Origin of the sequence: Saccharopolyspora phatthalungensis, from assembly GCF_014203395.1 — a bacterium.
Classification (GTDB): Bacteria; Actinomycetota; Actinomycetes; order Mycobacteriales; family Pseudonocardiaceae; genus Saccharopolyspora; species Saccharopolyspora phatthalungensis.
Map to the genome: position 1 here is coordinate 1621132 of NZ_JACHIW010000001.1, position 25904 is coordinate 1647035.

General features: G+C 69.4%; 24 protein-coding genes. 10 read left to right on the plus strand and 14 right to left on the minus strand.

The window, feature by feature from the left end; all coding sequences use genetic code 11:
* Positions 1 to 34: 34 nt before the first annotated feature.
* Positions 35 to 1468, minus strand: coding sequence for an MBOAT family O-acyltransferase (locus tag BJ970_RS07170; RefSeq protein ID WP_184725240.1), 1434 nt, complete (start codon positions 1466 to 1468; stop codon positions 35 to 37).
* Positions 1469 to 1629: 161 nt separating this feature from the next.
* Here BJ970_RS07170 and BJ970_RS07175 point away from each other — a divergent pair, with 161 nt between their 5' ends.
* Complete coding sequence (locus BJ970_RS07175) at positions 1630 to 2499, plus strand: phospholipid scramblase-related protein (protein ID WP_184725242.1); 870 nt, start codon at positions 1630 to 1632, stop codon at positions 2497 to 2499.
* A gap of 79 nt (positions 2500 to 2578) precedes the next feature.
* Here BJ970_RS07175 and rlmB read toward each other — a convergent pair whose 3' ends face one another.
* The 7 genes from rlmB to BJ970_RS07210 all read right to left on the minus strand — a co-directional run bounded on the left by rlmB (position 2579) and on the right by BJ970_RS07210 (position 7885).
* Positions 2579 to 3535: a 23S rRNA (guanosine(2251)-2'-O)-methyltransferase RlmB gene (rlmB, locus tag BJ970_RS07180; RefSeq protein ID WP_184725244.1), complete on the minus strand. Its 957-nt coding sequence runs from the start codon at positions 3533 to 3535 to the stop codon at positions 2579 to 2581.
* Positions 3536 to 3538: 3 nt separating this feature from the next.
* Positions 3539 to 4933, minus strand: a complete 1395-nt coding sequence (cysS, locus tag BJ970_RS07185; protein WP_184725246.1) for a cysteine--tRNA ligase — start codon at positions 4931 to 4933, stop codon at positions 3539 to 3541.
* 71 nt (positions 4934 to 5004) lie between these two features.
* On the minus strand, positions 5005 to 5685 hold the full coding sequence (locus BJ970_RS07190) for an HAD family hydrolase (protein WP_184725248.1): 681 nt from the start codon (positions 5683 to 5685) through the stop codon (positions 5005 to 5007).
* A 123-nt stretch (positions 5686 to 5808) separates the two neighbouring features.
* Positions 5809 to 6009 (minus strand): hypothetical protein, encoded by a 201-nt coding sequence (locus BJ970_RS07195; protein WP_184725251.1) that lies wholly within the window; start codon positions 6007 to 6009, stop codon positions 5809 to 5811.
* A 199-nt stretch (positions 6010 to 6208) separates the two neighbouring features.
* Positions 6209 to 6691 carry a 2-C-methyl-D-erythritol 2,4-cyclodiphosphate synthase gene (ispF, locus tag BJ970_RS07200; protein WP_184725252.1) on the minus strand — a complete coding sequence of 161 codons (483 nt, stop codon included), beginning with the start codon at positions 6689 to 6691 and terminating at the stop codon, positions 6209 to 6211.
* A complete protein-coding gene (gene ispD, locus BJ970_RS07205) occupies positions 6688 to 7377 on the minus strand; it encodes a 2-C-methyl-D-erythritol 4-phosphate cytidylyltransferase (protein ID WP_184725254.1) in 690 nt (229 codons plus the stop codon). Before ispD ends, ispF begins: the two co-directional genes overlap by 4 nt.
* A 19-nt stretch (positions 7378 to 7396) precedes the next feature.
* Complete coding sequence (locus BJ970_RS07210; protein WP_009947449.1) at positions 7397 to 7885, minus strand: CarD family transcriptional regulator; 489 nt, start codon at positions 7883 to 7885, stop codon at positions 7397 to 7399.
* 299 nt (positions 7886 to 8184) lie between these two features.
* Here BJ970_RS07210 and BJ970_RS07215 point away from each other — a divergent pair, with 299 nt between their 5' ends.
* From BJ970_RS07215 to disA, 3 genes are all read left to right on the plus strand, one after another.
* Positions 8185 to 8766: a copper chaperone PCu(A)C domain-containing protein gene (locus BJ970_RS07215; protein WP_184725256.1), complete on the plus strand. Its 582-nt coding sequence runs from the start codon at positions 8185 to 8187 to the stop codon at positions 8764 to 8766.
* Between the two features lie 160 nt (positions 8767 to 8926).
* Positions 8927 to 10306, plus strand: coding sequence for a DNA repair protein RadA (radA, locus tag BJ970_RS07220; RefSeq protein ID WP_184725258.1), 1380 nt, complete (start codon positions 8927 to 8929; stop codon positions 10304 to 10306).
* The gene (gene disA / locus BJ970_RS07225) at positions 10303 to 11412 is read left to right on the plus strand and encodes a DNA integrity scanning diadenylate cyclase DisA (protein ID WP_184725274.1); all 1110 of its coding nucleotides are present in this window, start codon (positions 10303 to 10305) and stop codon (positions 11410 to 11412) included. The genes radA and disA overlap by 4 nt, the downstream gene beginning before the upstream one ends.
* A gap of 125 nt (positions 11413 to 11537) precedes the next feature.
* On the opposite strand, the gene BJ970_RS07230 is transcribed toward disA, so the two are convergent.
* Entirely contained in the window at positions 11538 to 12134 is a 597-nt protein-coding gene (locus BJ970_RS07230; protein WP_184725276.1) for a hypothetical protein, read from the minus strand.
* 351 nt (positions 12135 to 12485) lie between these two features.
* On the opposite strand from BJ970_RS07230, the gene BJ970_RS07235 reads away from it, so the two are divergent.
* From BJ970_RS07235 to BJ970_RS38805, 5 genes are all read left to right on the plus strand, one after another.
* Positions 12486 to 13391 (plus strand): iron-sulfur binding domain-containing protein, encoded by a 906-nt coding sequence (locus BJ970_RS07235; protein ID WP_184725278.1) that lies wholly within the window; start codon positions 12486 to 12488, stop codon positions 13389 to 13391.
* Positions 13391 to 13927: a 2'-5' RNA ligase family protein gene (locus tag BJ970_RS07240; protein ID WP_184725280.1), complete on the plus strand. Its 537-nt coding sequence runs from the start codon at positions 13391 to 13393 to the stop codon at positions 13925 to 13927. The genes BJ970_RS07235 and BJ970_RS07240 overlap by 1 nt, the downstream gene beginning before the upstream one ends.
* Positions 13928 to 14089: 162 nt before the next feature.
* Positions 14090 to 14773 (plus strand): ATP-binding cassette domain-containing protein, encoded by a 684-nt coding sequence (locus tag BJ970_RS07245; protein ID WP_184725282.1) that lies wholly within the window; start codon positions 14090 to 14092, stop codon positions 14771 to 14773.
* Positions 14770 to 16710, plus strand: coding sequence for a YhgE/Pip domain-containing protein (locus BJ970_RS07250; protein WP_184725284.1), 1941 nt, complete (start codon positions 14770 to 14772; stop codon positions 16708 to 16710). Before BJ970_RS07245 ends, BJ970_RS07250 begins: the two co-directional genes overlap by 4 nt.
* Positions 16711 to 16767: 57 nt before the next feature.
* Positions 16768 to 17697, plus strand: a complete 930-nt coding sequence (locus BJ970_RS38805) for a DUF1444 domain-containing protein (RefSeq protein ID WP_184725286.1) — start codon at positions 16768 to 16770, stop codon at positions 17695 to 17697.
* A gap of 30 nt (positions 17698 to 17727) precedes the next feature.
* On the opposite strand, the gene BJ970_RS07260 is transcribed toward BJ970_RS38805, so the two are convergent.
* The gene (locus BJ970_RS07260; RefSeq protein ID WP_184725287.1) at positions 17728 to 18729 is read right to left on the minus strand and encodes an endonuclease/exonuclease/phosphatase family protein; all 1002 of its coding nucleotides are present in this window, start codon (positions 18727 to 18729) and stop codon (positions 17728 to 17730) included.
* 356 nt (positions 18730 to 19085) lie between these two features.
* Between BJ970_RS07260 and BJ970_RS07265 the strand changes: the two genes are divergently transcribed.
* Entirely contained in the window at positions 19086 to 19880 is a 795-nt protein-coding gene (locus BJ970_RS07265) for a DedA family protein (RefSeq protein ID WP_376775002.1), read from the plus strand.
* 118 nt (positions 19881 to 19998) lie between these two features.
* Here BJ970_RS07265 and BJ970_RS07270 read toward each other — a convergent pair whose 3' ends face one another.
* The 4 genes from BJ970_RS07270 to BJ970_RS07285 form a co-directional block, all read right to left on the minus strand.
* Positions 19999 to 22551 (minus strand): ATP-dependent Clp protease ATP-binding subunit, encoded by a 2553-nt coding sequence (locus tag BJ970_RS07270; RefSeq protein ID WP_184725291.1) that lies wholly within the window; start codon positions 22549 to 22551, stop codon positions 19999 to 20001.
* A gap of 242 nt (positions 22552 to 22793) precedes the next feature.
* Positions 22794 to 23666, minus strand: a complete 873-nt coding sequence (locus BJ970_RS07275; protein WP_184725294.1) for an ABC transporter ATP-binding protein — start codon at positions 23664 to 23666, stop codon at positions 22794 to 22796.
* Positions 23663 to 24763 carry a FecCD family ABC transporter permease gene (locus BJ970_RS07280; RefSeq protein ID WP_184725295.1) on the minus strand — a complete coding sequence of 367 codons (1101 nt, stop codon included), beginning with the start codon at positions 24761 to 24763 and terminating at the stop codon, positions 23663 to 23665. The genes BJ970_RS07275 and BJ970_RS07280 overlap by 4 nt, the downstream gene beginning before the upstream one ends.
* Positions 24760 to 25842 (minus strand): FecCD family ABC transporter permease, encoded by a 1083-nt coding sequence (locus BJ970_RS07285; protein WP_312864148.1) that lies wholly within the window; start codon positions 25840 to 25842, stop codon positions 24760 to 24762. Before BJ970_RS07285 ends, BJ970_RS07280 begins: the two co-directional genes overlap by 4 nt.
* Between the last annotated feature and the right edge of the window lie 62 nt (positions 25843 to 25904).

Here is a 25904-nt window from a genome sequence, read left to right on the forward strand (position 1 = left end):
CGGCGGCGATCCGCTGGTCACGACGCCGCATTCGTTAGAACTGGTAGTAGAGGAATGGGCTGAAGGAGCCGGTGGCGACCAGGAGGGCCGCATAGCCGAGACCCACGGTCAGGACTCCGGCCCGGAGGGCGTAGGCCCGGGGGGTGCGGACCGCTTCCAGGAAAGGGCCCGTTCCGGAGTTCGCCGGAAGCGCCACCACGATCAGGGCCAGCAGCAGGAACACCAGGCGCTGGTTCGTCACCGAGGCCGCCACGATGTCCGTCAGGCCCACGAAATCCGGCACCAGCATGTGACCCAGCATCACGAACGCGCTACCCAGGTCCGGCGACCGGAAGAACACCCAGCCCACCACCACCAGCAGCAATGTCAGCGCGCGGCGGCCGAGGCGAGCACGGGGCTCGGTCGGCGCGTGCGACCAGCCGAAGGCGCGCTCGACCACCAGGAGTCCGCCGTGAAACAGCCCCCACACCAGGTATGTCCACGCCGCGCCGTGCCAGAAGCCGGTCAACACGAAGATGATCGCCAGGTTCCGGTAGGTGCGGGCGGTGCCCAGCCGGTTGCCGCCCAACGGGATGTAGACGTAGTCGCGGAACCAGCGGGACAACGACATGTGCCAACGCCGCCAGAACTCCGTGATGGTCACCGACGAATACGGCCGGGCGAAGTTCTCCGGCAGCCGGAACCCAAACATCCGCCCCAGCCCGATGGCCATGTCGGAGTAGCCGGAGAAGTCGAAGTACAGCTGGATCGTGTAGCCGATCGCGCCGAGCCACGCGATCGCGAAAGTCATGTCCTCGTTCGGGGTCGCGAAGCAGGCGTCCACCATCGGCGCCAGCGTGTCGGCGATGACGACCTTCTTCGTCAGGCCCCATGCGAACCGGGGAAAGCCCGCCGCGATGTCGTCGAGCCGGTGGGTGCGCTGCTGCGGCAGCTGATCGGCGATCTCCCGGTAGCGCACGATCGGACCCGCCACCAACTGCGGGAACATCGCGATGTAGGTGACGAACGAAACCGGGTCGCGCAGTGCCGGGCGCTCCCCCCGGTAAATGTCCACCACGTAGGAGATGTGGTGGAACGTGTAGAAGGAGATCCCGATCGGCAGCGCCAGGTGCAGCACCGGGAAGTCGCCGCCGAACCACTGGCTCAGCACCGCCAGCTGCGCGGTGGCGAAGCCGGCGTACTTCCACACCGCCAGGATCGCGACGTTGAACGCGACCGTGCCGATCAGCAGCCACTTCCGCCGGCCCCGCTCGAAGCCCCACTCATCGGGTTCCAGTTGCCGTCCGGCGAAGAAGTTCACCACGATGCAGGCCAGCAGCAACAGCGTCGTCCCGCCCGCGCCGCTGGCGTAGAACAGCAGACTGGCGACCGCGATCACGACGTTGCGTCCGCTGCGGGGTGCGATCAGCACGACCGCGAGCACGCTCGGCAGGAAGTACCAGAGGAAAAGCGGGCTTGCGAACGACATCGGGGGCCTCGGGGTATGGGAGGCCCGCGCCTCCCCGTGGTGGGGGTGTTTTCAGCTGTCTTGCTTAAGCGACTCTAGCCGAGCTCGGAACGTGATCGACCCAAAACGCGATGCGTTCAAACCCCGGACACCCGGTGCCGCGATCGCCTAGCCTGGGGCGCATGAACGCTCCACCGCCCGGCTGGTACCCGGACCAGGCAGATCGGCGTTACGTGCGCTGGTGGGACGGCAGGCAGTGGACTCGGCATGTCCAGCCCGCCCAACAGCAACCGGTCGCTGCGCAACCAGGCATTCAGCAGCAGCCGGTCCAGCACCCGATGGCGCAGCAGGACGACGCGTCAGCCATCGAGCTCGCGTTGGGCGGCACCGGCGACGCCGCGTCCATCCAGCAGCAGGTGCAACAGCGCGCCGGTGTCGGCGGCCCGGTCTCCGGTGGCGGCGGCACCTTGTTCACCGAGCCGGTGCTGGTGATCAACCAGAAGGCGAAGCTGGTCGAGATCGCGAACGAGTACGCCGTCTACGACCAGCACGGACGCCAGCTCGGCTCGGTCATGCAGGTCGGCCAGAGCGGTGCGCAGAAGGCGTTGCGGCTGTTCACCAAGCTCGACTCGCTGATGACCGTGACGCTGGAGATCCGGGACATCACCGGACGCCCGGTGCTACTGCTGACCCGCCCGGCGACCATGTGGAAGAGCACGGTGCATGTGCAGCGCCCGGACAAGTCGGCGATCGGAGACATCAAGCTGACGAACGTCTGGGGCAAGGCGCGATTCGACTTCGAGGTCAACGGGCAGCGAATCGGCGGCCTGCGCGCCGAGAACCTGCGCGCCTGGGACCTGAAGGTGCTCGACCACGCCGATGCCGAGATCGGGCAGATCACCAAGACCTGGCAGGGGCTGGCGAAGGCGGCGTTCACCACCGCGGACAACTACGTCCTGCAGATTTACCGGCCACTCGCGGACCCGCTGCTCAGCATGGTCGTCGCGGCCGCGCTGACGGTCGACACCATCCTCGGCCAGCGCCAGTCCTGACCCGCCGGGCGAACAACCCGCGTGCGGAGCGTCCTCGACCAAGCAACTTGGCTAAAGAACGCCCCGCGTTTACAAATAATCAGCCCTTGCGACGGCGCCGGGCGACCTCGGCGAGCACCACGCCCGCGGCGACCGAGGCGTTGAGCGACTCCACGCCGGCCGCCATCGGGATCGAGACCGTCTGGTCACAGGTCTCGCGGACCAGCCGGGACAACCCGCGCCCCTCGGAACCGACGACGATCACCAGCGGCTCGGTGGCCAGCTCCAGCTCGTCCGAGGTGATGTCGGCGTCGGCGTCCAGCCCGACGACCATCAGCCCGGCATCCTTGAGGTCCTTCAGCGTGCGGGTGAGGTTGACGGCCTTGGCCACCGGCAGCTTTGCGGCAGTGCCCGCACTCGTGCGCCAGGCGACGGCAGTGATCCCGGCGCTGCGCCGCTGCGGCACGATCACGCCGTGCGCGCCGAACGCCGCCGCGGACCGGATCACCGCGCCGAGGTTGCGCGGATCGGTCACGCCGTCGAGCGCGACGATCAGCGGCGGCATCCCGGAATCATGCGCCGCCGCGAGCACGTCGTCCGGGTGCGCGTAGGTGAACTGCGGCACCTGCAGCGCGAGCCCTTGGTGCATCGCTTTGTTCGTCATCCGGTCAAGTTCGATGCGCGGCACGTCGACCACGGCGATGCCGCGCGCCTTCGCCTCCCGCACCGCTTCGGTGACTCGCTCGTCGATGTCGATGCCCTGCGCCACGTACAGCCCGGTCGCGGGCACGTCGGCCCGGATGCACTCCACGACCGGGTTGCGCCCGGCCACCAGCTCGGGCTGCGTATCCTGCTGCGCCTTGCGCTTAATGCGCTGCTGCTCGGCGTTTTTGCGAGCATCGGCGCGCCGCTTCGCGGGATGGCTGACCCGGTCCTCCGCCTTCGGCGTCGGCCCCTTGCCGCGCAGCCCCCGCCGCCGCTGCCCGCCGGATCCGACGACCATGCCCTTCTTGTTGCTCTTGCGCATGCCGCCGCGGCGTTTGTCGTTGCCGGCCACGTGTTACCCGTCTTTCAATGTCCACATCGGACCGTCGGGGGTGTCCTCGACGGCAATCCCGCAGTCCTGCAACCGATCGCGCAGCAGGTCGGCGGTGGCGAAGTCGCGTTCCTTGCGGGCCTGCTGGCGCTGTTCCAGCATGGCGGCGACCAGTTCGCCCAACGCGCGGTACGCGGCGTCGTCCGCGCCGGAGTCCTCGGCCCACTGTTCGGACAGCGGGTCCAACCCGAGCACGCCGGTCATGGCCCGCACCGAGGCCGCCGCCTCGCGAGCCGCCTCGTCGTCGCCCCGGTCCAGCGCCGCGTTGCCTTCCCGGACCGCGTTGTGCACCACGGCGACGGCCTGCGGCGTCGACAGGTCGTCGTCCATCGCTGCGGCGAACTCCGGGCACACCGTGCCGCGCTCGACGCCGCCGGCGCGCTGCCCGACCCGGCGGACGAACGACTCGATGCGCCGGTACGCGGCGATCGCCTCGGCCAACCCCGCTTCGGAGAACTCGATCGTGGACCGGTAGTGCGGGGTGACCAGGTAGTACCGCAGTTCGGCCGCGCGGGCGCGCTCAAGCACGGCCGGGATGGACAGCGTGTTGCCGAGCGATTTCGACATCTTCTCGCCGCTCATCGTCACCCAGGCGTTGTGCATCCAGTAGTGCGCGAAGCCGTCCCCGGCCGCGTTGGACTGGGCCAGTTCGTTCTCGTGGTGCGGGAACACCAGGTCCAGACCGCCGCCGTGGATGTCGAACTCGCTGCCGAGGTAAAAGGTCGCCATCGCGGAGCACTCCAGGTGCCACCCCGGGCGTCCGTAACCCCACGGCGTCGGCCAGCTCGGCTCGCCCGGCTTGGCGCCCTTCCACAGCGTGAAGTCGCGCGGATCGCGCTTGCCGCTGGCCAGGGTCTCCCCCTGCTGCACCTCTTCGAGGCGCTGCCCGGACAGCTTGCCGTACTGGTCCGCGTAGGAGGCGACCGAGAAGTAGACGTCGCCGCCCCCCGCGTAGGCATGCCCCTTGTCGATCAGCCGCTGGATCAGGTCGGTCATCTGCGTGATGTGCCCGGTCGCGCGCGGCAGCACCGACGGCGGCTGGCAGCCGAGCTGGTCGTAGGCCCGTTCGAAGGCGCGCTCGTGCGTCGCCGCCCACTCCCACCACGGGCGGCCTGCCTCGGCCGCCTTGATGAGGATCTTGTCGTCGATGTCGGTGACGTTGCGGACCAGGCGCACGTCGTAACCGCCGTGCTGCAGCCAGCGGCGCAACACGTCGAAATTCAGGCCGCTGCGAACGTGGCCGACATGGGGAACGCCCTGCACGGTTGCACCACAGACGTAGATCGACGCCACTCCGTCGCAGCGCGGGTGGAATTCGCGCGTCGTGCGGGTCGCGGTGTCATGCAGGTGCAGGCTCACGCCCCTGATGGTACGGGGGCAGGTGGGCGCCGAATCACGACAGGGGCGGTCGCGTCAAGGGAGAGTGATCGTCAGCGCAGCACGTCGGCGACGGCGGTCAGCAACCCGTCCGGCCGCTCGATGGTGGACACCGGGTCGACGATCGCCACCCGGCAACCGACCAGGGCGGCGCCGCCGTCGGCCTCCTCGCTGTCGCCGACCATGAGCGCCTCCGCGGGCGCGACCCCGAGCCGCTCGCAGGCCCGCAGGAACAGCTTCGGGTCCGGCTTGATGACGCCCTCTAGGTAGGACAACACGAACTCGTCGACGTATCGAGTGATCCCGATTCGCTCGAAAGCGGGCCGGATGTCGAAGGCAATGTTGCTGATCACGGCGATCTTGATGCCCGCCTCGTGCAGCCGACGCAGCACTTCCGCGGCGTCCGGGTACGGCGTCCAGAAGTCGGTGTCGATCAGCCGCGCGTAGAGGCCCTCGGCCTGCCCGTCCAGCACGCCGGAGCTGCGCAGCACCTCCAGGTAGACCTTGCGGTGCAACGCCGGATCCAGGTCGCGGTTCTCCCAGGCGTCCTGGAACTCGGGTTCGAGCTGCACGATCTGGCCGACCGGTGCGGTCATCCGGCGCATGACCTCGGCCTGCGCCTCCAGGTCAAACGGGCTGCCGTCGGCGTCGGCGAGATCGGTGAACCAGGACTCGTCTTCCTCGAGCCGGAACAGTGTGCCGGAGAAATCGAAGAGCACCGCGCGCAGAGTCACGGCATCAACGGTAAGCGGACTGGATCGGCTCGGCACCGACATGCGGCGAAGCTCACCGGCCCCGGCCACTCCAGTGACGTAGTGGTTCTGCAGTTTCAGTTGAGACTGCGGTTCACCGATGTGTCAGCAGCGCGGGGTTTGCTGGCTGCGCATCGGGACGATGATGCCCGCGATGCAGACGGCCGCGCTCGCCCACAACAGGATCACCGCCGCCGCGAGCCCGACGTCGCCGCCGTCGGACCACAACAAGAACGACACTGGCCACACCATCGTCGGCTGCACTACGAGCAGACGACGCACCCACCGGTTCCGCTCGATCACCATGAGTCGAGCATGGCGCGCACCGCCCCCTGCATTCCAGGCCGACGCCCTTGAGTTTTCCCTTACTCCGCCTACGTGTTACGCCTAGGTACCTGCCTGTTACTCCTGGGGCGCGCATCCGCCCGGCCATCCGCCGCCGGCCAGCGCTGCGGAAGCTTTGCGCCGCGACGGCGATTTCCCTATTCGTCAGCCGCCGGGCCGGTCAGGAGACCGGGACGACCAGCGCGGTCGCGATTGCCGCGATGCCTTCGCCGCGGCCGGTGAGGCCCAGGCCGTCGGAGGTCGTGCCGGACACCGACACCGGCGCCCCGATCGCCTCCGAAAGCACCTGCTGCGCCTCCTCGCGGCGCTTGCCGATGCGCGGCGCGTTGCCGATCACCTGCACGGTCCCGTTGCCGATCCGAAAGCCTGCCGCGATGACCCGGGCCCGCACCTCGACCAAGAAGTCCACGCCGTGGGCGCCCGCCCAGCGGTCGTCGTCGGTGCCGAACACCGCGCCAAGATCGCCAAGACCGGCCGCCGACAGCAGCGCGTCGCACAGCGCGTGGGCCGCCACGTCGCCGTCGGAATGTCCGGCGCAGCCGTCCACCCCGGGCCACCGCAGGCCCGCCACCCAGCAGTCGCGCCCGGCCTCGATCGGATGGACGTCGACGCCTTGGCCGACGCGGGGCAGCAGCTCTGTCATTCGGGTTCTCCAGACACGGCCAGCACCGACTCGGCGATGGCCAGATCAAAGGCGGTGGTGATCTTCAAGGCGTGCGGATGCCCGCCGACGGTGTGCACCTTGCCGCCGATCCGCTCTACCAGTCCGGCGTCGTCGGTGGCCACGTCGCCGGCCGCGGCGTAGGCCGCCCGCAGCACGTCGATGGCGAAACCTTGGGGCGTCTGCACCGCCCGCAGCGGCGAGCGATCCACGGTCGACACGACGTCGCCCGCGTCGTCGACCTGCTTGATCGTGTCGGTCACCGGCAGCACCGGAATCACCGCGGGAGCGCCCTGCTCGACCGCGGACACGACATCACGAATCATCGAAGCCGGGGTGAAGGCCCGCGCCGCGTCGTGCACCAGCACCACCCGCGCGTCCGGGGCCACCTGCTCGACCGCATCGAGCGCGCGCCGCACGGAGTCGGTCCGCTCCGCTCCCCCGGCGACCACATGCGCAGCCGGCAGCGCGGCCAGCTCCGCCGCCACGACCCCGATCTGATCGGCGGGGGCCGCGACCACGACGTGCTGCACGCAGCCCGAGGCCAGCAGGCCGCGAACCGCGCGCAACAACAACGATTCACCGTTCACCGGAACCAGTGCCTTCGGCATACCGGCACCCAGGCGCACCCCACGGCCAGCCGCGGGGACCAGCGCGACTACGCTCACGCTCGTCTGTTCCCGATGATCACACTGCGGTGGCGAGGACTTCGTCCAGCAGGGTTTCTGCCTTGCCTTCGTCAGTACCCTCGGCCAGCGCCAACTCGCTGACCAGGATCTGCCGAGCTTTCGCCAGCATTCGCTTCTCGCCTGCGGACAGGCCACGATCTTTTTCGCGTCGCCAGAGGTCGCGCACCACTTCGGCCACCTTGTTCACATCGCCGGAGGCGAGCTTCTCCAGGTTGGCCTTGTACCGCCGAGACCAGTTCGTGGGCTCTTCGGTGTGCGGGGCCCGCAGCACGTCGAAAACCCGATCGAGTCCCTCCTGACCGACAACATCCCGCACGCCGACGATCTCGGCATTGTCCGCGGGAACGCGCACGGTCAGGTCGCCCTGCGCGACCTTGAGGACGAGGTACTGCTTTTCCTCGCCCTTGATCACACGAGTCTCGATTGCTTCGATGAGCGCGGCACCGTGATGCGGGTAGACGACGGTCTCTCCGACCTTGAAAACCATGTGTCCTCTGCCCCTTTCGCTATGCCCACTTTAACACGCCGGGCAACTGACCCTCGACCGCCTCACCATCCGTAATCGCAGGTCAGGCGGCGCGTAGGGGTTGACAAGGGGGCCCCTGACGTGCAAGGAGACACCTTTCGGCCCACTGAAATCGTCCACAATGGACGTCCTGACCGCGACCGGATCCGGGCCGCAGTTGACCCCGAAATAGGTAGTTCGGCTAGCCCCTGGCGCGGCCGCGCGCGGGTGGGGATTAAGCTTCCCCCGGTTGTCCGGCAATCAGGAAGGACGCTGCAACCGTGAGCCGCCCTAAGCACCTCAAGGCCGTTCGCCTGCGGTTGATCCCGGCCGCTATCGGGCTCGGCGCCGTTGTCGCCCTCGCTGGGTGCAGTGCCGGTCAGGTGACCGAGACCGACACCCAGGTCGCCGCCGTCAACGGTGGCAGCGGCGATCTCAAGCAGATCGCGATCCGCAATGCCGTCTTCACCTTCCCGACCACCGACGCGCGCTACCCGGCCGGTTCCTCGGCGCCGGTCCAACTGGTGATCAGCAACGAGGGCCCGGATGACAAGCTGGTCCAGGTCTCCAGCCCGTATGCCGCGTCGGCCACCCTCGGCGGGATCACCGACCTACCGAGCCGCACCGCGCTGCACGCCGCCGGCCAGGCCGCCCAGGTCCAGCAGGCCGAGACGCCCGCGGACCGCGAGGTGCAGATCACGCTGAACGGCTTCAAGCAGGACATCACCCCGGGCGTGACCATCCCGGTGACCTTCGTCTTCGAAAAAGCCGGAGCGGTGACCGTGCAGGTCCCGGTCGGCCCGGACCACAATCCGCGGCCCGAGCACGGCGGCCCGCTGCCGGGCGAGGCGCAGAGCCACTGACCACAGGCTTCATCGAGACGGGCCGTCCGCACGCGCGGGCGGCCCGTCTTCGCATCTGATCCACTCGATGGTGGCGAATGCACGAACGTTTCCCCGGCAACGCGCTCACCTCGCGACGCCGGTGATCGGGACTGTCGCCGCGGACGGATAGCCTCGCGGCGTGCCCCCGAAGAACGCCCGCACCGCCCGCACCGGATACCGCTGCGCCGACTGCGGTCACGAGGTCGCCAAGTGGGTCGGCCGGTGCCCGAGCTGCCAGGCGTGGGGCACCATCGACGAGACGGCCGCGGTCCGCCCGGCGCTGGCGAAGGTTACGGCGGGTGCCCCGGCGACCCCGGCCCGCCCCATCGCCGAGGTCGACCTGGACTCGGCCCGCGCCGTGTCCACCGGCATCGCGGAACTGGACCGCGTGCTGGGCGGCGGCATCGTGCCGGGCGCGGTCGTGCTGCTGGCCGGCGAGCCCGGCGTGGGCAAGTCCACCCTGCTGCTGGAGGTCGCGCACCGCTGGGCCGCAGGCGCCTCACCGGGCCCCTCGCTGTACGTCACCGGCGAGGAATCCGCAGGTCAGGTCCGTCTTCGGGCGGAGCGCACCGACTCCGTGCACCCGGAGCTCTTCCTCGGCGCCGAGAGCAACCTTTCCGCCGTGCTCGGGCACGTCGACGCGGTGAAACCTGGCCTGCTGATCGTCGACTCGGTGCAGACCGTGCAGTCGCTCGAAGCCGACGGCAGCCCCGGCGGCGTCACCCAGGTCCGCGCGGTGACCACGGCACTGGTGGCGCTGGCCAAGGAACGTGGCCTGCCGGTGGTGCTGGTCGGGCACGTCACCAAGGACGGGGCGGTGGCCGGCCCGCGCGTGCTCGAACACCTGGTTGACGTGGTGCTGCACTTCGAAGGCGACCGGCACTCGGCGCTGCGCATGCTGCGCGGCGTCAAGAACCGGTTCGGCCCCGCCGACGAGGTCGGCTGCTTCGAGCAGCGCGACGACGGCATCGCCGAGGTCCCGGACCCGTCCGGGCTGTTCATCAACCGCCAGGAAACCCAGGTCGACGGCACGGCGGTCACCGTGATGGTGGAGGGCAAGCGCCCGCTGCTGGTGGAGGTCCAGTCACTGGTGATGAAGACCCAGATGGCCATGCCGCGGCGCTCGGTCAGCGGGCTGGACTCCGCACGGGTGTCGATGATGCTCGCCGTGCTGAGCAAGCACGGCGGGGTCCACACCGGCGATCACGACGTGTTCGCCGCGACGGTCGGCGGCACGAAGGTGCAAGAACCCGCCGCGGACCTGGCGATCGCGCTGGCTATAGCCTCGTCGAGGCGGAGCAGGCCGCTGCCATCGAACCTGATCGTGGTCGGCGAGGTCGGGCTCGCCGGGGAGATCCGGCGGGTCAGCGGCGTCGGGCGGCGGCTGGCCGAAGCGGCCAGGCTCGGCTTCGACCGGGCGCTGGTCCCGCCGGATGCGGGGCCGCTGCCGAAGGGCGTGCGCGCCACGGTGGTGTCGAACGTCAGCGAAGCGCTCGAGATCGTGGAGAAGGGCAAATGAGGCACGAGCAGCTGCGCAGCACGCTCGCCCGGCTGGCTCCCGGAACCGCGCTACGGGACGGGTTGGAGCGCATCGTGCGCGGGCGCACCGGCGGCCTGATCGTGCTCGGTTACGACCCGGCGGTCGAGGCCCTCTGCGATGGCGGGTTCCACCTCGGCATCGAGTTCAGCGCCACCAGGCTGCGCGAATTGTCCAAGATGGACGGTGCAGTGGTGCTGTCCACGGACGCCGCGCGGATCATGCGGGCGAACGTGCACCTGGTGCCGGACGCCAGCACCCCTACCGAGGAGTCCGGCACCCGGCACCGGACGGCGGAGCGCACCGCGATCCAGACCGGCTATCCGGTGGTGTCGGTCAGCCAGTCGATGAGCATCATCAGCATCTACACGCACGGCTACCGGCACGTGCTGATCGGCTCGCCGGAGATCCTGTCCCGCGCCAATCAGGCATTGGCCACCTTGGAGCGCTACACGGCCCGGCTGGCCGAGGTCGCTCAGGCGCTGTCGGCCCTGGAGATCGAGGATTACGTGACATTGCGCGACGCGATGACCGTCGTGCAGCGGATGGAGATGGTGCGGCGGATCGCCGACGAGATCGAGGGCGACGTCGTCGAGCTCGGCAAGGACGGCCGGCTGATCGAACTGCAGTTGGACGAGCTGGTCGGGGCGTCGCGGGAGGCACGGAACAGCCGGGGCCACGCCCGCGACGGCATCGACCTCGACCGCGAGCTGATCGTGCAGGAGTACCTGCCGACCAGCGGCGCGATGCCGACTTCGGAACAGGTGGAGACGGCGCTGCGCAAGCTCGACGGAACCGAGCTGCTGGACCTGACCGCGATCGCCGGGGCCTTCGGCTACCCGGACGCGCCGGAGGCGCTCGACGAGCACCTGAGCCCGCGCGGTTACCGGCTGCTCGCCAGGGTGCCGCGGCTGCCCGCGACCGTCCGGCGGGACCTGGTAGAGCACTTCGGTTCGCTGCAGCGGTTGCTCGCGGCGACGGTGGACGAGCTGCGCGCGGTGGAGTCGATCGGCGACGCGCGGGCGAGCCTGGTCCGGGAGGGCCTCTCACGGATCGCGGAAACGTCTATTGTGGAGCGGTTTTCCTGAGTCGGGTGAACTGCCGCCGAGAGCATCAGATCGGCTGAATCAGCGGCCCGCGTATTGACCGGCGGGGTCGCCCTACCGCGCCGTCCACGCGGGGTCCTTTGTGGTCACCGAGCGGAATCCGGTGGTCAGGATCCGGCGACCAAGCGGAACGACGTGGGCGAGCTCTTCAGCGCGGCGACCCTGGCCACCACCTGATATTCCCCGGCCGGGACGCGGCCCTGGTCGGCGCCGCAGTCCGGTGTGGACGTTTGGCCGGACCACTGGACGTCGTTGCGCACCGACTGGCCCGGCTGCAGCAGCGGCTGCTCGTTGGTCGACTCCGAGTAGCAATCGTTGCTGGACCACACGTGCTTGCCGGCCGGGGTCGACACGGTCAGCTCGCGCAGCATGCGGTTCGTGTCGCGCACGCACGCCCGGTCGCCGGCGTTGGTCACCACGATGCTCAGGTCGATCCGCTCGCCGACGCGGAACTCCGGGCGGGCCACCTCGGCGACAACGCGCATCGCCGGGTCTGCGCATTGCGGCGGCGGGGCGTCGGCCGCCACCGCGACCGGCGGCCCCGGCGGTCGGGGCGGCGGAGCCCCGCGGGGTTGCGCGGCGCCGCCAACCATGGCGACCGCGCCCCAGCCGAGCAGGACCGCGGCGAGTACGACCGCACCAATCGCCAGCACGCGGCGACGCCAGTACACCGCGGGCGGCAGCGGCCCATTCGGATCAAACACGGAAACGACAGTAACTCGATGACTACTCCGAACAGCGTTATCGACGATCACCCAATTGGGCGTATCACAGCGGATTCCGCCCCAGGGCCGGGAAGACCACTACGCACCGGAGCACCTAGCCCGGCCGCGAACCGAGGCCTCAAGTTTGCCGGTGGATCGACGTTCGCCCGGTCGCCGGTCGTTTCCCGCGAAATGGCACCGCATACGCCGAGACTGTCTATTTCCGCAGCTGGCAAAGGCTGTCTTGGCTCCACTTAGATGGAGTTCCGCGCGACGGGAGGGGCGCCTTCGGGGATTTGTCGCGGACGTGGTTCCCCACGGGATCGGGCACCTGGCAGGATCGGTAGCGCCATGAAGCCAACCGCCGCACATCCCGCAGCCCCATCCCTGGATCCGGTCGAGTTGATCGACTGGTTCGCCGCCACGGCCCGGCCGCTGCCGTGGCGCGCCCCCGGCACGACAGGGTGGGGCGTGCTGGTCAGCGAGACGATGCTGCAGCAGACCCCGGTCAACCGGGTCCAGCCGATCTGGGAGGAGTGGATGCGCCGCTGGCCGCGCCCCTCCGACCTGGCCGCCGAGCCGCAGAACGAGGTGCTGCGCGCCTGGGGGAAGCTCGGCTATCCGCGCCGAGCCCTGCGCCTGCACGAGGCGGCCGCCGCCATCGCCGCCGACCATGACGATGTGGTCCCGTCGGACGTCGACACGCTGCTGGCCCTGCCCGGCATCGGCGCCTACACCGCCCGAGCCGTGGCGGCCTTCGCCTACGGCAGGCGCGCACCGGTGGTCGATACAAACGTCCGCCGGGTGGTGGCAAGGGCCGTGCACGGCGCCGGTGATGCCGGTCCGCCGTCGACCAAACGCGATCTCGCCGACGTCGACGCCCTGCTCCCCGCCGACCACGCGAGCGCCGCCAAGCTGTCCGCTGCGTTGATGGAGCTCGGTCAGGTGGTGTGCACCGTGCGTTCACCGCTGTGCGAGGCCTGTCCGATCGCGCACGACTGCGCGTGGCAGCACGCGGGCCGTCCCGCCTACGCCGGGCCGCCGAAGAAGGTGCAGAAGTTCGCCGGCACCGATCGCCAGGTGCGCGGCAAGCTGCTGGACGTGCTGCGCGGCTCGACCGGTCCGGTGCCGCGCGAGCAGCTGGACGCGGTGTGGGCGGATGCTGGCCAGCGGGACCGGTGCCTGGACTCCCTGCTGGTGGACGGGCTCGTCGAGCAGACCGACGACGGCCGTTTCGCGCTCCCCGGCGAGCACTGATGGCGCACGCCTTGGTGTCGTACTTCGACGACACCACGGAGTCCGAGATCCGGGCGCTGTGGCGGCGGTTGGACGACGCAGGGGTGCCCAGCATCGACACCCGGACGAACGGCAAGCATCGTCCACACGTGACGCTGGCGGCGGCCGGCAGCATTCCGGCCGCTGCGCGCAAGGCGTTGCGCGCAGAGCTGGACCTGCTGTCCATTCCGGACCTCTGGCTGTACACCCTGGGGACGTTCCCCGGCGACGATCGGGTGCTATTGCTTAGCGCGATCGTGGACACCGAACTACTGGCGGTGCACAGTGCGGTGCACGATGCGCTGGCCGGCCGGGTGCAACACCCATCCGCTTACTACTTCCCCGGCGCGTGGATCCCGCACTGCACGCTCGCCCAGGGCGTCACCGATGAGCAGTTGACGGCGGGCTTTCGAGCTCTGCAACCGCCCGAGCCGGTGCGCGCGAAGATCACCGAGATCGCCATCGTCGACACCCGCACCGGTGACGCCGAGACGATCACACCCGCCGTTTTCCATTGAAATCGACACCACCCGGGCGCCCGGTGCCCGGCGATTTCCGTTGAAACCGCGAGCACTATCGCCCCTCCGTGCGTATCCACAGTGGACTCACTCGGTTTACGAGTTGCCGACCTCCGCACGAGCGGCCACTTTGGATCAGCAGCCTTGCACGGAGGAGGCGGAATGGACGTCGAAGGCGTGGCCATCCTCGCCCGCGGAATCGCCGCCAAGGGCCCCGAAGGCGTCGTGTTCGCCAACCTCGACCTGCGCGTCGACCCCGGGGCGCTCGTCGTAGTGGCCGGCGCTTCCGGGACGGGCCGAACCTCGCTACTGCTCGCCCTGTCCGGCCGCCTCCCGCTCATCACCGGGTACCTGGACGTCTCCGGGCACGTGCTGCCCGCGCAGGCCAAGGCCGTTCGCCAGCTGATCCGCCCGGCGCGGGTGCGGCCGGTCTGCGAACTTGAGAACCGGCACCGGGTCCGCGAGGCGATCGCAGAACGCCGCCTGATCAGCGGCGTCTATGAGGACGAAATCGAGGCCGCGCTCGCCAAGGTCCGGATCGCCCCGGATCGCACTGCGCTGATCGGCGACCTGCACCCCGCCGAACGGCTGCTGTTCGCGGTGGCGCTCACCATCGCGGCCGAACCCGCCGGGATCCTCGTCGACGACGTCGAGGCCGGCCTTTCCATGTCCGCGCGCGCACAGGTGTGGGCGGGGTTGCGCGAGGTGACCCGCACCGGGATGACGGTGCTGACCAGCGCCACCGACCCGCCGTCCGGCGACGTCGAGGTGATCCGCCTCCCCGCCCCCGAACCGGACCACCGCCCCACGAAGGTGCTCGACCGGCAGGGAGTGGACGCCCCGTGAAAGCGATCAAACTGGCCTGGCTGGAGCTGCGGCGCTTTCGCGGACCGCTGCGCCGCTTCGTGCCGCTCGTGCTGATCCTCGTCCCGCTGCTGTACGGGGCGATGTACCTGTGGTCGAACTGGGATCCCTATGGCCGGCTGAACCGGGTGCCGGTCGCGGTGGTCAACTCGGACCGCCCGGTGGACAGCCGCGGCGAACACATCAACGCCGGCGAGCAGTTCGTCCAGCAGCTCAAGGCGACCGACATGTTCGAATGGAACTTCGTGGACGCCGCCGAGGCCCGGCGCGGGCTGGTGCACGGTCGGTACTACCTCACGATCGAGGTCCCGCCGGACTTCAGCGCGAAGTTGGCGACCACGGCCGACCACAAACCCCAGCGCCCTGCGGTGCGGATCGTCAAGAACGACGCCAACGGCTTCATCGTCGGGATCATGGCCGACACGGCGCAAACCGAGCTGCAGAACCAGATCAACGCGGCTGCACACGTCACCTATGCTCGCTCGCTCTACGGCGACCTCGGCCAGGCTCGCGAGAAGCTGCGACTCTCGTCGGAGGCGACGAAGCAACTCGTCCAGGGCAGCGACTTGAGCAAGCAAGGCACCGACGCGCTCGCCAAGGGCCTCAACGGTGTCCGCGATGGAACCGGCCAGCTCTCGCGCGGCGTGCAGGACATCTCGGACGCCACGGCGCAGCTGGACCAGCGGCTGTCCACGATCAGCAACTTCACGGCCGAACGGCTTCCTGGCGCGGTCAACGCCCTGGTCAACGCGAGCAATGTCGCGGCCAACAGCCTGAACACGATCAAGACCACCACCGGCTTCCTCGGCCAGCGCGCCGGGGAAGGCCGGGGCGCTGTCGAGGAACTCGGCCAGAAGCATCCCGAGCTCGCTCAGGACCCCGTCTACCAGCGCGCGCTAAACAACGCCCGCAAGCTCGCCGACGCCGCGGGCACCGCCGACAAGGATGCCCATCGGGCGTTGACCACCGCGCAAGACGCCAACAGGCAGGCACTGTCGCTGCAGGACAGCATGGGTCCGCTACAGAACCAGGTCCGCGCGATCACCGCCCCGGTCGACACGCTGCGCTCGCGCGCCGCGGAAATGTCCGGCGGCGCCAACGGCATCACCAGCGGGCTGAACACGCTCGCCGCGAGCAGCGGGGTGCTGCACACCGGGGCCGGGCAGCTCAATGACGGTGCGAAGAACCTGCAAGGGCTGGTCGACGGCACGCTGGAAAAGATCCCGCCGACGAACCCCACCGAGGTCTCGCACGCCGCCGATGTCCTCGGATCGCCGACCGAGATCCGCACCGACAACCTCAACCCGGCCCACGTTTACGGGCGTGGCCTGGCGCCGTTCTTCTTCGCGATTGCCCTGTGGGTGTTCGGCTTGTTCGCATATCTGCTACTCAAGCCGGTGAACCTGCGGGCGCTCGCGGATCGGGTCGGCGCGCTGACGATCGCGGTCGCCGGGTTCCTGCCCGCGGCGGTGCTGGGCGTGCTAGGCGGCCTCGCGCTGTACGCGGCGGTCGACTTCGGGCTCGGCCTCGACCCCGAGCACGTGTGGTGGACCACCGGCCTGCTCAGCCTCGCGGCGGTCGCATTCGTGGCCATCGACCACTTCCTGCGCACCGCTTTCGGCGCGATCGGCGGCCTGCTGTCGCTGGTGCTGCTGATCGTCCAGCTCACCGCGTGCGGCGGGCTGTACCCGATGGAGACCGCCCCGGTGCCGTTCCAGGCGGTGCACCCGTTCCTGCCGATGAGCTACCTGGTGGACGGGCTGCGGGTGACGATCTCCGGCGGCGTCACCGAACACCTGCTGCGCGATGTCGCCGTGCTCGCCGGGTTCGTCGTCGTCTTCCTGGCGCTGACCACGGTCGCCGTGCAGCGCCAGCGGTCCTGGACCCTCGGCCGCCTGCATCCGCAGATCGAGTTTTAGCCCCGATGACGCGGTCCGTGGTCGGGCTGTCACCGGGCTCCGCTAGCGTGCGGCCACATGGTGCAAACTACTGCTGTCGAAGAAGTCCCGGCGTGGTGCGGCTTCTTCGATGTCGACCAGTTCGGGACCTTCTGCGAAGAGGTCGACGACGCATGCGGCTGCTTCGGCGCCGAGGGGCAAGACCTCGAATCGGGCTTCGTCGAGTTGGCCGCCGGTGTCTACTCCGACATCCACGAATTCTCGCTTGAACAGCTCGCCAAGCGCTGCTCGGAAGCGCCGCCGGAGGACTGGGAGAGCCTGTGCTTCGGCCAGATCGACGCGTGGAGTGCCGCGGAGGCCCAGTCCGAGTGGCTCGAACAGGCCACCCTCGACCAGGTGCGGGACCGCCTGCGGATCCACCTGTACGACGGTGGCCCGCGTTATGACGAGGCGGAGCCGGAGGATCCCGAAGAGTGGTTCCGGCTGCAGTTGGCCGACGGGCTGTGGGTCGGGCTGGTGGTCGCGGGCACGCCGTCGTCCGACGACGACTCCGAGATCGATACCCAGGTGCACAACGCCGCGGTGCAGGCCTGGGGTGTGGAGCCCGATCGGCTGGTCGAGGCGGCGCTTGCGAACCTGCGCCGGGAGCAGGACGCCCCGGCGTGGGGCGAGGTGCTGGTCCAGGTGTCCGATGAGGCCGGGGAGCCGGTCGAGACGATCACCTTGCTGATGGCGTCCGGGAGCGCGGCATGGGCGCTGCTCCTCGACGAGGTCGAGCCGGAGCTGGCGGAGAGCGGCGTGGTGCTGGCCGTTCCCTCGCAGGACACGTTGCTCGTGGCGGAAGTGCCCGAGGAGGACATGCTGGACCTGGTGGTCGAGGTGGTTGCGGAAGTGGCAGGCGACCACGTCGCCGAAACCGAGGTCGGTTACGGCATCGATGGCGGCGCGTACTGGTACCAGAACGGCTCCTTCAGCCGCTTCGAGGTGTCCGTCGCGGCCGTCGACTAGCGATTCCATCGAAATCGCCCCCAGGCAGGTTCACCGGGTCAGGACCACCGTGGCGAGGATCGCGCGGTGGTCGGAACCCGCTACGTCGAAGGTCCGGTAGGACTGGGCGGCGATGCCCTTGCTGGTGAGGACGTGGTCGATCGTGACCGGCGGCGGGAACCAGGTACCCGGCCCGGGCCAGGTCGGGTACAGACCGCCGCCGGTCACTTTGGCGACGTCGGTGTAACCCATTCCGATCAGGTACTTCAGCCGGGTGTGGTCGAGGGTCGCGTTGAAGTCACCCGCCAGGATCCGGGGCGTGCCGTCGTCGGCGGGGTTCGGTAGCGCGGCCAGGTCGCGACCCCAGACCGCGGTCGTGTCGCGGCCCATCGGATACAGCGGATGCACCGCCACGAATTCGAGGTGTCGCTCGCCCGGCAAGTCCAACCGCGCCGAGGGCTGGGCCAGCGTGGTGGACGGCACCAGCGACAACTCCCGCAGCGGATGGCGGGCGGCGATTCCGGAGCCGTCCGCCTTCGGCCCTGGGCGGAATACCCGGTAGGGCAGCTCTGCGGCGAGTCCGGCCGCATCCAGCCGGGCCACCAGTTCGGGTGTGAGTTCCTGCAGGCTGAGCACGTCGACGTGGTTTTGCCGTACTAGGTCCACCAGTTGCGTCGCATCCGCCTCGCCGAGGTAGCTGTTCACCGACAGCACCCGCAGCGGCATGCCCTGCGCCGGAGTCACGTTGGGAACCGCCCGCGGCGCGATGAAGAGCACCAGGGTGGCAGTGACCACGGCGACGATGAGCGCGGTCAGCCAACGACGCAGCACCAGGCACAGCAGTGCCAGCACGATGCCGGTCAGCGCCGCGTACGGCGTCAGCGCCACCAGCGCTACCGTGTACCGGTTGGTGTCCAAACCGGCCAGCGGGAGTGCGGACCACGCCAGGAAGCCGAGCGCGGCCAACAGCAACAGCACCGTGACCGCACTGCCACCTGGCTTGCGCCGCGGCCACTCTTCCTGCTCCGGCTCCGCCAGCAACGTCTGATCCATGCGATTCCCCTGTCGTCCGCCGCACCCCAGCCTGTCAGCGCGCTGCGCTCGACCTGTCAGCACCCCCGCCGAGATCGAGAGGGGGCAGGCGGCGAAGGAGATTGCATGTCGCCCGCGAACCATGCGGAGGCGCACCTTCCCTAACCCCTCCCGGATAAGACCGGAATAATATTCATGACTGCCTGCGGTGGCCCCTCCTGCGTCGGGGGCGGGAGGGACCACCGCAGGTTCGCCGTGCCCGTCATTCGCGGCATAGATCACCACGTCGGCGGCGGGAGCGCGGCTGCGGGCTGGAATCATGAACAGAACGGACATTCTGCCGATCAGTCGTTCCGCCGATGCTGCTCGCACCCCAGGTGATCGAGGCCGCCGGGCGCGGGGCGCGCAATCCCGGAGCCGCCCGCATGGATCTGACGACGTTGGCCGCCACCCCCGCCGAACCGACCGGCTTCACCGCCTGGGTGATCTCGGTGATGGAAAAGCTCGGCGGTCCCGGTGCCGGACTGATCATCGCGCTGGAGAACCTGTTCCCACCACTGCCCAGCGAAGTGATCCTGCCGCTGGCCGGGTTCACCGCCGGCCAGGGCGGCATGTCGCTGCTCGGCGCGATTCTGTGGACCACCCTCGGCTCGCTGGTGGGCGCGCTGGCGCTCTACGGGATCGGCGCGACGCTAGGCCGCGACCGCACCCGCGCCATCGCCGCGAGGATCCCGCTGGTCAAGATCTCCGACATCGACAAGACCGAGGCCTGGTTCGCCAAGCACGGCGTCAAGGCGGTCTTCTTCGGGCGGATGATCCCGCTGTTCCGCAGCTTCATCTCGCTCCCGGCCGGCGCCGAGCCCATGCGGCTGACGACCTTCGTCCTGTTCACGACCCTCGGCAGCCTGATCTGGAACACCGTTTTCGTGTCGGCGGGCTATCTGCTGGGCCAGCACTGGTACCTCGTCGAGGAATACGCGGGCCTGCTCTCCCGCGCGGTGCTGATCACGTCGATCCTGACGGTCGTGGCGTTCGTCGTGATCCGCATCCGCAATAACCGCCGCGAACGCGAGTCGGCGGCGGCACACACGGTCCAGATCGCCCGGGCCCGCTCGGACGCCCCCACCGAAGAAACCACCGCATCCGCTGATCAGGGCTTCGGCCTGAAGTAAGACGTCCGTACCCCTTGGACACCCTGCCCTTGGTGCAGGACCCCACCTGAAAAAGATGCCTCCGACAACGAAGCGGCCCCGCACCTGGAGGTTGCGGGGCCGCTTCTGCCGTTGGTCGTCAGGCGGACTCGGTGTCCGAGCCGTCCGACTTCTCCTCGGAGCTCGCCGAGACCGCGACCGGCGGGGTGTCCGGAACCAGCGACGGCTTCTGCTCGCCGCGGAAGGTGAAGTGCGCCTTGTCGTCGGCGCCTTCGCCGTCCCAGCCCTCGACGTCCACGATCACGATCTGACCCGGCTGGACCTCGCCGAACAGGATCTTCTCGGAGAGCTTGTCCTCGATCTCGCGCTGGATGGTCCGGCGCAGCGGCCGGGCGCCCAGCACCGGGTCGAACCCGCGCTTGGCCAGCAGCTTCTTGGCCGTGTCGGTCAGCTCCAGGGCCATGTCCTTGCCCTTGAGCGCCTTTTCCACCCGGCCCCCGAGCAGGTCGACCATCTGGATGATCTCGGCCTCGGTGAGCTGGTGGAACACGATCACATCGTCGATGCGGTTGAGGAACTCCGGCCGGAAATGCTTCTTCATCTCCTCGTTGACCTTGTTCTTCATCCGCTCGTAGTTGGACTCGGCGCCCTGACCACTGGAGAAGCCCAGCCCGACGGCCTTGGAGATGTCCTGGGTGCCCAGGTTGGAGGTGAAGATCAGCACCGTGTTCTTGAAGTCCACCGTGCGGCCCTGCCCGTCGGTGAGCCGGCCGTCCTCCAGCACCTGCAGCAGGGTGTTGTAGATCTCCTGGTGCGCCTTTTCGATCTCGTCGAAGAGCACCACCGAGAACGGCTTGCGGCGGACCTTCTCGGTGAGCTGACCGCCCTCCTCGTAGCCGACGTAGCCGGGCGGGGCGCCGAAGAGCCGCGAGGCGGTGTAGCGGTCGTGGAACTCGCCCATGTCGATCTGCACGAGCGCGTCGTCGTCGCCGAAGAGGAACTCCGCCAGCGCCTTGGACAGCTCGGTCTTCCCGACACCCGAGGGGCCGGCGAAGATGAACGAGCCGGACGGGCGCTTGGGGTCCTTGAGCCCGGCACGGGTGCGCCGGATGGCCTGCGAGACGGCCTTGACCGCGTCGTCCTGGCCGATGATCCGCTTGTGCAGCTCGTCTTCCATGCGCAGCAGCCGGGTGGTCTCCTCCTCGGTGAGCTTGAACACCGGAATGCCGGTCCAGTTCGCCAGCACCTCGGCGATCTGCTCGTCATCGACCTCGGCGACCACGTCGAGGTCACCGGCCTTCCACTGCTTCTCCCGCTCTTCCTTCTGGCCGAGGAGCTGCTTCTCCTCGTCCCGCAGGCGAGCGGCCCGCTCGAAGTCCTGCGCGTCGATCGCGGACTCCTTCTCCCGGCGCACGTCGGCGATCTTCTCGTCGAACTCGCGCAGGTCCGGCGGCGCGGTCATGCGGCGGATGCGCATCCGGGCCCCGGCCTCGTCGATCAGGTCGATCGCCTTGTCCGGCAGGAAACGGTCGTTGATGTAGCGGTCGGCCAGGCTCGCCGCGGCGACGAGCGCGGCGTCGGTGATGGACACCCGGTGGTGCGCCTCGTAGCGGTCCCGCAGGCCCTTGAGGATCTCCACGGTGTGCTGCAGCGACGGCTCGCCGACCTGGATCGGCTGGAAGCGGCGCTCCAGCGCCGGGTCCTTCTCGACGTACTTCCGGTACTCCTCAAGCGTGGTAGCACCGATGGTCTGCAGCTCGCCGCGGGCCAGCATCGGCTTGAGGATGCTCGCCGCGTCGATCGCACCCTCGGCGGCACCCGCGCCGACCAGGGTGTGGATCTCGTCGATGAACAGGATGATGTCGCCGCGGGTCTTGATCTCCTTGAGCACCTTCTTCAGGCGCTCCTCGAAATCACCGCGATACCGGGAACCGGCGACCAGCGATCCCAGGTCCAGGGTGTAGAGCTGCTTGTCCTTGAGCGTCTCGGGCACCTCGCCCTTGACCACCTTCTGGGCCAGCCCCTCCACGACCGCCGTCTTGCCGACGCCGGCCTCACCGATGAGCACCGGGTTGTTCTTGGTGCGCCGCGAGAGGACCTGCATGATCCGCTCGATTTCCTTCTCCCGGCCGATCACCGGGTCGAGCTTGCCCTCCCGGGCGCTCTGCGTCAGGTTGCGGCCGAACTGGTCCAGCACCAGCGACGACGACGGGGTGCCCTCGCCACGCCCACCGGCCTCCGCGGGCTCCTTGCCCTGGTAGCCGGACAGCAGCTGGAGGACTTGCTGACGCACCCGGTTGAGGTCCGCACCGAGCTTGACGAGCACCTGCGCGGCGACGCCCTCGCCCTCGCGGATCAGCCCGAGCAGAATGTGCTCGGTGCCGATGTAGTTGTGGCCGAGCTGCAGCGCCTCGCGAAGCGACAGCTCCAGCACCTTCTTCGCCCGTGGGGTGAACGGGATGTGTCCGCTGGGGGCCTGCTGTCCCTGGCCGATGATCTCCTCGACCTGTTGGCGCACGCCCTCAAGCGCGATACCCAGCGACTCCAGCGCCTTGGCGGCGACACCCTCACCCTCGTGGATCAAGCCCAGAAGAATGTGCTCGGTGCCGATGTAGTTGTGGTTGAGCATCCGGGCCTCTTCTTGGGCCAGGACGACCACCCGCCTCGCGCGGTCGGTGAACCTCTCGAACATTCGCACTCCCTGACTGCTGCGCCGGCGGTCTCGTTCCGGGACACGGCTCCTGCATCGCCGATGCCCACGACGGGTTCAGCACTCTTCAGGACCACTGTAGTAGCCCCACCTGGTCGCGGTCCGTGCCCGCTGCGACCTAGTGCCCGCATTCTTGTCCGGCATCCTGACTAACGACCCGCTGGCCTGCGGGATTCCGGGTTCCGACCGATCGGATAGACCTGTCCGCTCAGCGCGAACAGGTCTTACGAGCCGAACTGATCGGCGGCCGCGCCGCGACGACCGCCAACCGGCACCACCATCGGAGTACCCGCTACGGGGTCGGCCATCACCCGCGCGTTCAGCTCGAAAACTTCGGCCAGCAACTCCTCGGTGAGCACTTCACCCGGTTCGCCCTCGGCAACGATAGCGCCGCCCTTCATCGCCACCAGCCGGTCGGCGTAGCGCGCGGCCAGGTTGAGGTCGTGCAGCACCATCACCACGGTACGTCCACTCTCGTCGTGCAATCGCCCCACCAGCTCCAGCACGTCCACCTGGTGGGACAGGTCGAGGTAGGTGGTCGGCTCATCGAGCAGCAGCAGGTCGGTGCCCTGGGCCAGCGCCATGGACAGCCAGGCGCGCTGCCGCTGGCCGCCGGAGAGCTCGTCGAGGGTGCGGTCGGCGAGGTCCTCGATGCCGGTCATGCCCAGCGCCTCGGCCACCGCCGACTCGTCATCCGAGGACCACTGCCGGTACCAGGACTGGTGCGGGTGCCGCCCGCGCGCGACCAGGTCGGCGACGGTCAACCCTTCCGGGGCCACCGGGGACTGCGGGAGCACCCCGAGCACCTTGGCCACTTCCTTGGTGGACATCTTGTGGATCTGCTTGCCGTCCAGCAGCACGCTGCCGCGCCGCGGTCGCAACAGCCGTCCCAGCGCGCGCAGCAGCGTCGACTTGCCGCAGCCATTCGGGCCGATCACCGCGGTTATGGTGCCGTCCACGACGTCGAAGTCCAGACCGTCGACGATGACCCGGTCGCCGTAGGCCAGTTGAAGGTCGCTGGCGTGCAGCCGCTGCCGGTCACCCCCCTCGGTCGGCGCGGCGGGCTGGGCTTCGCTGGACGTGGCGGATGCTGTCATGCGCGGACCTCCCGATACCGACGGACGAGCAGGTAGATCAGATACGGGGCGCCGAGGACGGCGGTGATGATGCCGACCGGCAGCTCCATGCCGCCGAAGGCGGTCCGGGAGATCACGTCCGAACCGACGACCAGCGCGCCACCGAGCACTGCCGAGGTCAGCAGGGGCGGCCGCGAGGTGCGCGCCACCCGCAGCGCGATCTGCGGGGTGGCCAGCGCGACGAACTGGATCGGTCCTGCTGCGGCGGTCGCGATCGACGCCAAGACGACAGAGGCCAGCAGCAGCGCACCGCGCGACAGGTCCCGCCGGACGCCCAGCCCGCGAACCGTGTCGTCGTCGAACTGCAGCGCCCCGAGCACGTGCGTGCCGATCAGGGTCAGCGGGATCAGCACGACGAGGGCGATCGCCACTGGAATCACGTGTTCCCAGCCGCGCGCGTTGAGGCTGCCGGTCAGCCAGATCAGGGCCCGGCTCGCGTCGTTCACATCGCCGACGGTCAGCAGCCAGTAGGTCGCGTTGCCCGCCAGCGCGCTGACGCCGACGCCGACCAGCACCAACCGGAAGGAGTCCACGCCGCGGCGGTAGGCCAGCACGTAGACCGCAATGCCGGTGACCAGCCCGCCCGCCAGCGCCACGAGCGGCAGGCCGTAGTTCGCCAGCGCACCCGCGATGCTGCCCGCCGTGCCGCCGAGCACGATCACCGCGGTCGCGGCGGTCCCCGCGCCCCAGGTGATGCCTAGCATGTCCGGGCTGGCCAGCGGGTTCCGCGCTAGTGCCTGCATGATCGCGCCGGCGAGACCGAGGGCGGCGCCGACCAGCAGGCCGGTCAGCGACCTCGGCAGCCGCAGCTCGACGACGATGATCTGCTGCGCCCGGTCGCCGCCGCCGAGCAGCGTGTTGAGCACCTCCACCGGGCTGATCTGGTACTCGCCCAGCCCGAGGTTGAGCACGAAGAACGCCAGCAGCACCACGAGGCCGCCCAGCAGCGCCACCAGCGGCTGCCAGCGCAGCACCCCGGAGAACGGGCCCAGCCGAATCGGTCGCCGCCCGGCGACGGCCCTGGCGGTCTTTTCGCTGCTGTCCAGGACTCGGGTCACAACCGCACCAACTTCCGGCGGCGCACGAGCGCGATGAACAACGGCGCGCCGACCATCGCCAGCATCACCCCGACCTGCACTTCGGACGGCCGCGCCACGATCCGGCCGAGCACGTCGGCGAGCAGCACCAGCGACGCGCCCAGCAGCCCGGCGAACGGCAGCAGCCAGCGGTAGTCGGCACCGGTAAAGAAGCGGGCCACGTGCGGCACGATCAGGCCGACGAACCCGATCGGCCCGCAGATCGCGACCGTGCCACCGACCAGGATCGCGATCCCCGCGATGCCCGCCCGGCGCGCCCACTCCACGCGGTGACCCAGCGAGCGGGCCACATCGTCTCCCAGCGACAGGGCGTTGAGGCTGGACGCGTTGGCCAGCGCCAGCACGATGCCCACCGCCAGGAACGGCAGCACCTGCGGGATCACCGCCGGGTCGCTGATCGAGACGGAGCCGACCTTCCAGAACCGGTAGGTGTCCATGGTCTGCTGGTCGGAGATCACCAGCGCCGAGGTGATGGCCTGCAACAGGTGGCTGATCGCGGCGCCGGCCAGCGCCAGGGCCACCGGGGTGGGGCCGCCGCGGCCGAGGGAGCCGATCGCGAACACGGCCAGCGCGCCCAGCAAGGCGCCGGCGAAGCCGAACCAGATGAAGCCGAGCAGCGTGGTGACGCCGAAGGTGTAGACCGCGAGGACCACGGCCAGCGCCGCGCCCTGCGTGATGCCCAGGATGCCGGGGTCGGCGATCGGGTTGCGGGTGTGGCCCTGCATCAACGCGCCCGCCAGGCCCAGCGCCGCGCCCGCGAGGACGCCGACGACCGTGCGCGGTACCCGCAGCTCCCGGATGATCAGGTCGTTCTCCGTGCCGGTGGGCGTGAACAGCCCGCTCCACACGTCGGATAGCGGGATCGTCTTGGCGCCGATCACCACGCTGAGCACGCAGCTGACCACCAGCACGACCAGCAGGACCGCGATGCCGGCGAACCGGCGGCGTCGGCGTTGTCGCAGGCGCCCACCGCCGGAGGCCGTCGATGCCGCGCCATGCCCGGATGCGCGAGGGCTACCGACGGCCACGCTGCGACTCACGTCCCACTCCCCCTGCCACTCGTCCGGACCGCACTTAGGTTAGGCCCACCTAAGGCTAGCCG

Coding starts and splice junctions, on each gene's coding strand:
- BJ970_RS07175 (WP_184725242.1), top strand. CDS start 1,630: ATGAACGCTCCACCGCCCGGCTGGTACCCGGACCAGGCAGATCGGCGT.
- BJ970_RS07260 (WP_184725287.1), bottom strand. CDS start 18,729: ATGGATCAGACGTTGCTGGCGGAGCCGGAGCAGGAAGAGTGGCCGCGG.
- BJ970_RS07240 (WP_184725280.1), top strand. CDS start 13,391: ATGGCGCACGCCTTGGTGTCGTACTTCGACGACACCACGGAGTCCGAG.
- BJ970_RS07170 (WP_184725240.1), bottom strand. CDS start 1,468: ATGTCGTTCGCAAGCCCGCTTTTCCTCTGGTACTTCCTGCCGAGCGTG.
- BJ970_RS38805 (WP_184725286.1), top strand. CDS start 16,768: ATGGTGCAAACTACTGCTGTCGAAGAAGTCCCGGCGTGGTGCGGCTTC.
- BJ970_RS07270 (WP_184725291.1), bottom strand. CDS start 22,551: ATGTTCGAGAGGTTCACCGACCGCGCGAGGCGGGTGGTCGTCCTGGCC.
- BJ970_RS07245 (WP_184725282.1), top strand. CDS start 14,090: ATGGACGTCGAAGGCGTGGCCATCCTCGCCCGCGGAATCGCCGCCAAG.
- BJ970_RS07195 (WP_184725251.1), bottom strand. CDS start 6,009: ATGGTGATCGAGCGGAACCGGTGGGTGCGTCGTCTGCTCGTAGTGCAG.
- BJ970_RS07275 (WP_184725294.1), bottom strand. CDS start 23,666: ATGACAGCATCCGCCACGTCCAGCGAAGCCCAGCCCGCCGCGCCGACC.
- disA (WP_184725274.1), top strand. CDS start 10,303: ATGAGGCACGAGCAGCTGCGCAGCACGCTCGCCCGGCTGGCTCCCGGA.
- BJ970_RS07235 (WP_184725278.1), top strand. CDS start 12,486: ATGAAGCCAACCGCCGCACATCCCGCAGCCCCATCCCTGGATCCGGTC.
- ispF (WP_184725252.1), bottom strand. CDS start 6,691: ATGACAGAGCTGCTGCCCCGCGTCGGCCAAGGCGTCGACGTCCATCCG.
- BJ970_RS07210 (WP_009947449.1), bottom strand. CDS start 7,885: ATGGTTTTCAAGGTCGGAGAGACCGTCGTCTACCCGCATCACGGTGCC.